Annotated in this window: 7 protein-coding genes; 2 read left to right on the top strand and 5 right to left on the bottom strand. The window is 43.3% G+C overall.

The window, feature by feature from the left end:
• Positions 1-87 precede the first annotated feature (87 nt).
• Positions 88-3,072 (top strand): aminomethyl-transferring glycine dehydrogenase, encoded by a 2,985-nt coding sequence (gcvP, locus tag PSE7429_RS04215; RefSeq protein ID WP_009625820.1) that lies wholly within the window; start codon positions 88-90, stop codon positions 3,070-3,072.
• A gap of 31 nt (positions 3,073-3,103) precedes the next feature.
• Here the strand turns inward: gcvP and PSE7429_RS04220 are convergent, their stop codons facing one another.
• The 4 genes from PSE7429_RS04220 to PSE7429_RS04230 form a co-directional block, all read right to left on the bottom strand.
• Positions 3,104-4,774, bottom strand: a complete 1,671-nt coding sequence (locus PSE7429_RS04220) for a DNA methyltransferase family protein (RefSeq protein ID WP_009625821.1) — start codon at positions 4,772-4,774, stop codon at positions 3,104-3,106.
• Positions 4,771-5,121: a DUF3007 family protein gene (locus tag PSE7429_RS04225; protein ID WP_040687239.1), complete on the bottom strand. Its 351-nt coding sequence runs from the start codon at positions 5,119-5,121 to the stop codon at positions 4,771-4,773. The genes PSE7429_RS04220 and PSE7429_RS04225 overlap by 4 nt, the downstream gene beginning before the upstream one ends.
• Before the next feature lie 166 nt (positions 5,122-5,287).
• Positions 5,288-5,518: an NAD(P)H-quinone oxidoreductase subunit L gene (ndhL, locus tag PSE7429_RS24175; protein WP_009625823.1), complete on the bottom strand. Its 231-nt coding sequence runs from the start codon at positions 5,516-5,518 to the stop codon at positions 5,288-5,290.
• 95 nt (positions 5,519-5,613) lie between these two features.
• Positions 5,614-7,248: a Na/Pi cotransporter family protein gene (locus tag PSE7429_RS04230; protein ID WP_009625824.1), complete on the bottom strand. Its 1,635-nt coding sequence runs from the start codon at positions 7,246-7,248 to the stop codon at positions 5,614-5,616.
• Positions 7,249-7,532: 284 nt separating this feature from the next.
• Here PSE7429_RS04230 and rpsJ point away from each other — a divergent pair, with 284 nt between their 5' ends.
• On the top strand, positions 7,533-7,847 hold the full coding sequence (gene rpsJ, locus PSE7429_RS04235) for a 30S ribosomal protein S10 (RefSeq protein ID WP_009625825.1): 315 nt from the start codon (positions 7,533-7,535) through the stop codon (positions 7,845-7,847).
• A gap of 441 nt (positions 7,848-8,288) precedes the next feature.
• On the opposite strand, the gene PSE7429_RS23295 is transcribed toward rpsJ, so the two are convergent.
• Positions 8,289-9,149 (bottom strand): DUF1186 domain-containing protein, encoded by an 861-nt coding sequence (locus PSE7429_RS23295; protein WP_009625826.1) that lies wholly within the window; start codon positions 9,147-9,149, stop codon positions 8,289-8,291.
• Positions 9,150-9,436: the final 287 nt, after the last annotated feature.

The raw sequence follows: 9,436 nt of genomic DNA on the forward strand, positions 1-9,436 counted from the left end.
GCGATCGCATAACAAATTCAAGCAACGCTTAACACTTTGTAATAAATTTGTAATAGCATAGATATGTCTATACAAGTTATAAAATCTATGTTGGAACCTTCGCTCATCGTGACAGCCCAAGATTCTTCGATCGCCGAAACCACAAAAATAGAAGAATCGAGGGTTCCAGCCTTTTCCCAAGCTCCAAACCATCGCGACTACTTAGCAGATTGTCTCAGTAATGATGCACTTGCCCCAACTGATAGTTTTATCCGCCGCCATGTCGGCGTAACGTCCGCAGAGATTCAGCAGATGCTTGCTGTGATCGGCTGTGAATCTCTTGATGAAATGATCGATAAGACCGTTCCTAATGCCATTCGCACTAGACAGCCATTACAATTGGGGGAAGCGCGTGGGGAATACGAGTTGCTACAGGAATTGAAAGCGATCGCCTCAAAAAACCAAGTTTGGCGCTCGTATATTGGCACTGGATATTACAACTGCATCACGCCACCGATTATTCAGCGCAATATTTTAGAGAATCCAGGGTGGTATACCCAGTACACTCCCTACCAAGCTGAAATCGCTCAAGGGCGTTTGGAAGCCCTACTGTACTTCCAAACCATGATTATCGATCTAACGGGTTTAGAGATTGCCAATGCTTCGCTTTTAGATGAAGGAACTGCGGCGGCTGAGGCAATGACAATGGCGGCGGGACTTGCCAAGAACAAAGGTAATAAATTCTTTGTATCGGCTGATTGTCATCCGCAAACGATAGCTGTTGTGAAAACCCGCGCAATTCCTTTAGGGATTGAAGTGGAAATTGCGAAACATGACGAATTTATATTTGATGAGAGTTACTTTGGCATTTTGCTGCAATATCCTGCTAGCGATGGCGCGATTTATGACTACAGCCAATGTATTCAGCAAATTCACGATCATGGTGGCTTAGCGATCGTTGCCGCCGACTTACTAGCGCTTACTTTGATTAAAGCTCCCGCTGAGTTAGGAGCCGATATTGCAATCGGTAGTGCCCAGAGGTTTGGCGTTCCCTTTGGCTATGGAGGTCCCCATGCTGCTTATATGGCGACAAAGGATGCCTACAAACGACAAATGCCAGGACGCATGATCGGCATTTCTAAAGATGTCCATGGTCGTCCAGCCCTACGTCTAGCTCTACAGACCCGCGAGCAGCATATTCGCCGCGACAAAGCAACCAGCAACATTTGTACGGCGCAAGTTTTGTTGGCGATCATGGCGAGTATGTATGCGGTCTATCACGGCGCAGCAGGGTTAAAGCGGATTGCCCAGCGAGTACATCTCTTAGCTTCGACCCTTTCTGGAGCCTTAGAGAATTTAGGGCATACCGTTACCCATCACTCTTTCTTCGATACGATTCGGATAGAGTTGAACGGGCTCTCAATGAATGAAGTTAGAATCCGAGCTGCTGCTAGGCAAATTAACTTACGCTACTTTGAAGATGGTGCGATCGCCATTAGTTTAGATGAAACCGTCGCCAAACAAGATTTAACCGATCTGATCGAAATTTTTGCTAGCGAGAAAACAGCCAATCCCCAATCCCCAATTCCCAATTCCCAATTCCTAATTCCTAATTCCCTAATCCGTAATTCCTCCTATCTCACACATCCTGTATTCAATTCCTATCATTCTGAATCAGAACTACTCCGTTATATCTATCGTTTGCAAGCGAAGGATTTATCCTTAACAACATCAATGATTCCCCTCGGCTCCTGCACGATGAAGTTAAACGCCACTTCAGAAATGCTTCCCGTTACATGGGCTGAATTTGGGAACATTCATCCCTTTGTGCCATTAGAACAAACCCAAGGCTATCAAATTCTTTTTCAACAATTAGAAACTTGGCTGGCGGAAATCACTGGTTTCGCGGGAGTGTCGCTTCAACCGAATGCAGGTTCTCAGGGAGAATATGCGGGACTACTGACTATTCGCGAATATCATCTCCATCGCGGACAAACCAATCGCCATATCTGCCTCATTCCGACTTCAGCCCATGGGACTAATCCTGCTAGCGCCGTTATGGCTGGGATGAAGGTGGTTACGGTAAACTGCGATCGGGAAGGCAATATTGATGTCAATGACCTGAAAGAAAAAGCCGCAAAGCATCAGTACGAACTTGCTGCTCTCATGATTACCTATCCTTCAACCCACGGGGTATTTGAAGAATCGATTAAGGATATCTGTGACACCATTCACTATTACGGTGGACAGGTTTATATGGATGGCGCAAACATGAATGCCCAAGTTGGGCTTTGTCGTCCAGGAGATATCGGTGCGGATGTCTGCCACTTGAATTTGCACAAGACTTTTTGTATCCCCCATGGTGGCGGCGGTCCTGGAATGGGGCCGATTTGCGTCGCACCGCAGCTAGTACCATTTTTACCAAAACATCCTTTTACGGCTAATCCCGATCAAACAACAATTTCGGCGGCTCCTTGGGGTAGTGCGAGTATTCTGACAATTTCATGGGTATATATTGCTTTAATGGGAGCGAAGGGACTTAAATTGGCGACAGAAGTGGCAATTTTGAATGCTAATTACATGGCGCATCGTCTTGCTCCCCATTATCCAATTCTCTATAAGGGCAAAAATGGGTTTGTTGCCCATGAATGTATTATCGATCTGCATGATTGCAAGGCGATCGCAGGGATTGAGGTGGATGATGTGGCAAAGCGCTTGATGGATTATGGTTTCCATGCACCCACCATGTCATGGCCAGTTGCGGGAACGATGATGATCGAGCCGACGGAGAGCGAGTCGAAGACGGAAATCGATCGCTTCTGTGAGGCGATGATCGCAATTAAGCAAGAAGTTAAGGCGATTTCCATTGGTGATCTCGATAAACTTGATAATCCCCTCAAAAATGCGCCACATACAGCGGAATCTCTCTTAGCCGACCAATGGGCTCACCCCTATACCCGCCAACAAGCTGCCTATCCCGCGCCTTGGCTAAAGGAACATAAGTTCTGGACGAGCGTTGGACGGATTGATAATGCCTTTGGCGATCGCAATTTTGTCTGTTCTTGCCTACCTCTAGAAGCCTACGAAGCCTAGACTCAAATAAAAGCCCTGCTTTGCAGGGCTTTTATTTGAGAATTACCACTTCACCACGCTCATTCGCCGCATTAAACTCTTCCCCAAAATCACAGGTCGAGATATCGCCTAGCTGAATATTCTGCTCAAAATTTGGCAAATAGACGTAGATTTCTAGCGATCGCAAACAGAGGGAAAGGCGCGTGATTTCAATAGATTCTTCCACAACATCACAGCCAAATAGATTATGTTGCAGAATATGGGCGATCGTCTCCGCAGGCGTTGTATAGGCGATCGATTCGACATCATTGGTAAACTTGGTTAATAAATGATAGATGCGCTCATGTTCAGAAAGTAAAAACTCTAAGGCAGTGACCAGAAATACCCCAGCCCCACACTTGGGATGCAAAACTTTAACCTTTAATAAACGCTCTTGATATTCTTGGCAATAGGCTAGAGTATCTTGAGTGAATCGGCGATCGCCATCACGAGGAATCTTGGATATAGATAGGTGCTGTTTCAAAACCCGAATTACCGATTCACTTTGCAAAATCGCTTTACAAGGCAATTTGGGAATGCGGCGTTTACTGAGATTGCTCAGATCTTTACGATATTGTGATAATTCCTTGATCGATTCATCAAAAAGGCAGGTAAGGATATGACGGGTGATATCTTCGCAAAAGTCAAAACGGGTAATCTCTTTAATCTGACGGCATAATTCATCCCCAACAAATAAAGCCCGATCTAGAATGGGATCTCTCGCGAATAGCCCCGATGGATAAGCATTGATCGGCATGGAATAATTAGCATTACCATTTTGTACCCAACCAAATATTGCTTTATAGTTTTCCCAAATTGGTTGCTCGATATAGGGATTTACAAATTCGTAGGCATCCTTAATTAAATTGGCGGGTAATAGCTGCCGGTCTTCGCAGTAAGCGATAAATAAAATGCGGTTTAATAATTTTTGGGCTTGATAAATGGCGATCGCGATCGCATCTTCCGCCTTAATCTGGAGATTTGTTTGTACAGACTGTGAAGGATGGGCTAACAATTGCAAACGATAGCGGAAATCCTTAATTAGCTGACTGCGAATTTTGTAGTAGTGACTGTAAAAATTTTTGAGAAATTCCGATTCGAGTTGGTGTGACTCCTCTAGTAAATGGGTAGTCCGCGATCGTTCTTCACTATTAGCAATTCCCCTGAGTAAAGTTCGTCGTGACAGCAAAAAATAAAAAGCCTTGAACTGATCTAAATCCGCCAAAGACTCCCAAGAAAATCGCTGACAGAACAAACTCGATACGTCACGGTGGTAAAGACAAATTTCTCGATAATCTAAAACAATCAGCCACTCAGTTGTTTCATACTCCGGTTCGGGCTTAACGATTGCTCCCTCTTCCGCAGTATTAACCCTAACTTCGGCAATTACATTGACTGAGGTTTCGGTAAAAAAACCAAGGGCAGGATTGGGGTGTAATTCTAGCTCCCACGCACCACCACTGGTCTCAAAAGGAGACTTATATCCTAAAATATCAACAAAAATATCATGCAAAAATTGCGCTTCAGCAATTAAATTTGATGGTTCCCCATCACTGGCAAAATACAGCCACTTCTGGACTATCTGAAAACGTTCTCCCAAATCTCTTGGGAAACCAAAAGAACTAATTCGCTTTGCGAGAGGTTTCGGATGAAACAGTGAGTAGTAAGGCGATCGCTGATTCATTCATCTTTGACGGCTTTTTGATCTATAGGTTGAACTTGTCGAACTAACTGATTCTCTGCCTCTACTTCTGCCAGTAAAATATTCCGCTCCTCAGGTGACATTTCCTCTAAGCGCTTAGCCAAAACTGCTTTTTTGTAGTCATCAAGCTGTTGGTTATAGGTCATAGTTTGCGTAACGGCTCGAAATACATAGGTAGAAATCCAAGCTATTAAAACACCAACTAAAACCACTTGGCTCCATACCCCTGCATTGGTTGTATCAAAACCATAGGCTCGAAACATCCAAAAGGCGAAACCACCAAATCCAAAAAAAGCTACCATAATCGCTATAGCATCAATACGGCGCATAGTTTTAATCTCTAAGGGCTTCCTTCCAGCAGAAAATGTCAAGAACTGTCTTCCTAATATCTCCCGCTATTGGCTAAAATCTGACGATCACGAACTCATGGATCTTAAAGATAAAATCTTAAAGAGCAAATATTTAAGATTTTATCTTTAAGATTGCGACCTAATCTCAAATGGCTCTTGCTTGAGGACGAAAATTAAAGAATGGGGATAGTAATAATAGTCCAGGAAAGAAGAAAAAGGCTAAAAAGCAGAGAAATACTCTTTCTAGGGAACCTGTTTTGTACCAACGTGCTTTGAAATAAAAGAGCACTAACAGGGGGATTACCAGTAAATATGCACCTGCGATCGTCGCATAGACAATGGGCGCAAGAAATGGCGAAGAGAGCAGGAATGACATATTTCTAGACAGGATTGTGTAGATGTTTATAGATGTGTTTAAGCTTGATTTTAGCAGCAAAAAAGCATATCTCTATGCCTAAATCTACCTCAAACCTACAAGTCTCCCTGCACAGCGCGGGCAATACTGCAAGTATGCGAAGAAATCCGAGACATCGCATTCACCATTTCCAGATGAATCGAGCTAGCATCAAGATCTGTGGGCTCTCCAGAGCTTAGTTGTTGCAAATGACGCAAATACATCTCGCGCTTAATTTGGTTGAGATATTGACGATAGGCTAGCACCTCTTCCGCAATTTCAATATCTTGGGTCGCCACTCCCGCCAATACCCGTTGCAGAAGTCCTAACACTTCACGATGGTAAGACACGATATCGTTCCATTGTGGTTGGGGAAAGGCAATCTGTTTACGGCGTTTACGGCGAGCGAGGCGCATCAGTTGTCGATCCACAATATCGCCGATCGCTTCTAATTCGGTACTGATATGCAACAGACATAACTCACGCCGTGCCTGTTCTTCATTCAAAGATGCATCATTTAACTGGATCAAAAAATTTTTAATCGCGGCATCCAGTTTGTCTAAGCGATCATCTAAGTTACCAATTCGCTTCGGTAAATCCTTAGTCCCCTCTTCAAAAGCCTGAATGCTCAATTGCAACATTTCCGTGGTCAAGTCGGACATTCGCAGCACTTCTCGCATCGCCTGAGACAAAGCCACCGCAGGTAAGGTTAAAGCATCAGGATCGAGATAATACAATGTTTTTTTCGATTTTTTGGTTTTGTCTGGTTCTCGCCATAGCCCAGATGCTAGAGTTGCCAACTTATCGGCTAAGGGAACGAAGACGATCGCTAAAATCACATTAAAAGCCATATGGGCGATCGCCACTTGGGTCGCGGGATTAGGTAGTATTTGGGTTAATAAAGTTGCCAAGGGATTAAGCAACAACATCGCCACCAGCACCCCAACTAAGCGAGTTCCCATATAGATAACTCCCAGTCGCCGCCCCAACCTATTCGTTTGCCCCAGTGCCGTTAGCAAAGGCGTAATCGTTGTACCAATATTTGCTCCTAGCATCACCGCCAGCGCCGCCGTTAAAGGTAAAGCCCCGCCTGATGCAAGCACAATCACAATACCGATCGCCGCAATGCTGGAAACAAATACCGCCGCTAGTAGCATTCCCAATAACACCAATACCAATGGTGATTGAGCAAGGGTCTGCATGATCGCTCTTGTGATACTGCTATCGGCGATCGGGGTGCTACTAATGCCAATCATCCACAGCCCCACAATTACCAAACCAAAACTAAACACAGCGTGCCCAATATCCCGTAATTTCGTTTTGCGCGACAGAAAGGCGACCGTAGCGCCTATTCCCAAAAATTCTAGGGCATAGTCAGTAAACCGAAAAGCTAGTAACTGCACAATCAGCGTCGATCCCACCGAGGCTCCCAACAAAATAACGATCGCCGCCGCTAGGGGAATCAATTGAGCGCTCACCAAGCCAATCATGATCGAAGCGGTTGCCGTAGAGCTTTGGGTAATCATGGTCACGACAACACCGACTCCGAAAGCTGTCAAGGGACGGTTGGCTAGAGTCATCATCGCTAACTGTAGCTTTGTGCCGAATGCGTGTTCCATAGAGTCGGTAATCAGCTTAACTCCATACAAAAGCAGCATGGAACCACCCAACAATAAGACCAACAACTGGGTTGGATCATTTGTTTGCAGCATTACCTCACCTCTGGCAACAAGAAAATCAACTAAACAAGAAAAATACGGTAGCTCAATCAAGTTACCGTTTATTAAGAATAGGTTAAAACTAGGTTAAATCAAAGTAATCCCTAATGCATAATCGATTGACGAGTTTAAGTAGCCAAACTTCTTGTATTTTGTCTGCGATCGCTTTAGGTCGATTTTGATTACTTTAAGCTTTCGCAAGATTTTTTTGATTTTATGGAATTAGAGTGCTAATATAAGAAACGCTGAAAATTTTACCCGAATAAATTCCTAAGACTGTGGCACCTCAACAACAAAAGATTCGGATTCGTCTCAAAGCTTTCGATCATCGCCTGCTAGATTCTTCTTGCGAAAAAATCGTCGAAACTGCTAATCGTACAAACGCTGCGGCTGTTGGCCCTATTCCTCTGCCAACCCGCCGTCGTATCTACTGCGTCCTAAGATCGCCCCACGTAGATAAAGACTCTCGCGAACATTTTGAAACACGTACCCATAGTCGAATTATTGACATCTATCAGCCTTCGGCAAAAACTATCGATGCACTCATGAAGCTCGATTTAGCAGCAGGTGTTGACATCGAAGTTAAACTTTAAAGTTCATCTTTATAGTTAATAGTTTAAAAGATAGTAAATTTCAACAGATTCAAAACTAAACAAAAGTCCAGACTTTTGAAAGTAAATAATTAGCGACCAAAGATCAGCTAGTGAGTACTTTTACAACTCTGGGCTTTTTTATTTAACGTGAGTTGGGGATAATTTGAAACTGGCTTAGAGAAAGGGTTTGCTTAGCAAACCCTTTCTCTAAGCCCAAAAATAAAAGCCTTGCTACGCAAGGCTTTTATTTTTGGGCTTTTAAAATTTGCCAGCTTAACCCGAACTGACGTTAGGATAAATCAAACCCCAAGAATTGATTGGCGGCACTTCGCGCCGCCAATCAATTCTTGGGGTTTATGTCCTAGTACAGCGACAGCTATGGGTAGCTAGGCGCAAGTAAAAAACATGTTGCGTGCGACACATATGTTTTGGGATTTTAATTTATAGCTCCCAGAAGTTTTTTTTCTTTTTAGGTTTAAGATTTGGCTGATTCCAAACTTGATTTGTTTTTGGCTTATTCATCTGTGGTTGAGTTATAACAGGAGAGGGAAGCATTTCGATCTGAGCACCAGGAAAGTATTCGAGAACCTCATAGATGTCATCTAAGGAAGCTTTAGCGATCTCTTCTCTGAGATGTGCGAGACTTTTCTCTTCCCCTAAATCTAAAGCTTTTTGAATATCGTCCCGATTGATACTTATCTCATCAACTAGCTCTCGGTCTAAAGCGTCGCTAAGGACATCTACTAATCCTTCAGGACAAATATCACACAAAGTGTAGGCTAGTTGAGAGTAAAAAAATGAATCTGGGGCAGCTTCATCTCCTGTAAATAGTCCACCCAAGAAAGATAACAATTCTGATCGGGGAACAATTCCCTCGACCCACGCATAACTCATCGCAACTATGGCGGAACCACGACTAAATTCATAGGCATTCTTGTTGAGGATGAGAGATTTTATCCCTTCAATAGAGCCTCCGCAAGTTCGCAACAAAAGAATTGGTAAGTATTCGGTGACAATGTCCCCAAATAGGTCTTCTGGCCAGGGATCAGGCAAACTAAACAAATCGATAATTACTTGATGAGCTTTTGGTTCTTGAAAATGCCCTAATAATATTAAGGCATAGATATATAACTCACCTTCTTGCTCTTCTAACTGCCTTTCAGGATCGTCTCTAACTTGTTCCAAAGCGGCAATGAGATGGGGGGTGATCTCTTCTTTCTTGTCCAAGGCCGCTTCAACAAACTCGGGATTATATTTGAGTTCAAAAGATTTTAAGCCAGTTAAAATTGCATCTGTGTTCATTTTTTTAACTCAAATATCTTGTTAATGGTTTGCTTCAAACAGTATGAGATAGAAAAGTTTTGATAAGTATTTTTGAACTAGTATTTACCTCATTCTTTCAAAATAGCCTAAACGTAGTAATTATGGGTAAAATTTCCAAAATTTAATCTAACCGATTTTATTGTTTATGGTACTGGTCAGCTAATGGGGGGTGGATTCTGAAATGCCCATTTCACGCTAATAAACGTCAGTTCGGGTTAAGCTGGCAAATTTTAAAAGCCCAAAAGTAAAAGCCTTGCTACGCAAGG

The organism is Pseudanabaena biceps PCC 7429 (assembly GCF_000332215.1).
GTDB classification, from domain to species: domain Bacteria; phylum Cyanobacteriota; class Cyanobacteriia; order Pseudanabaenales; family Pseudanabaenaceae; genus Pseudanabaena; species Pseudanabaena biceps.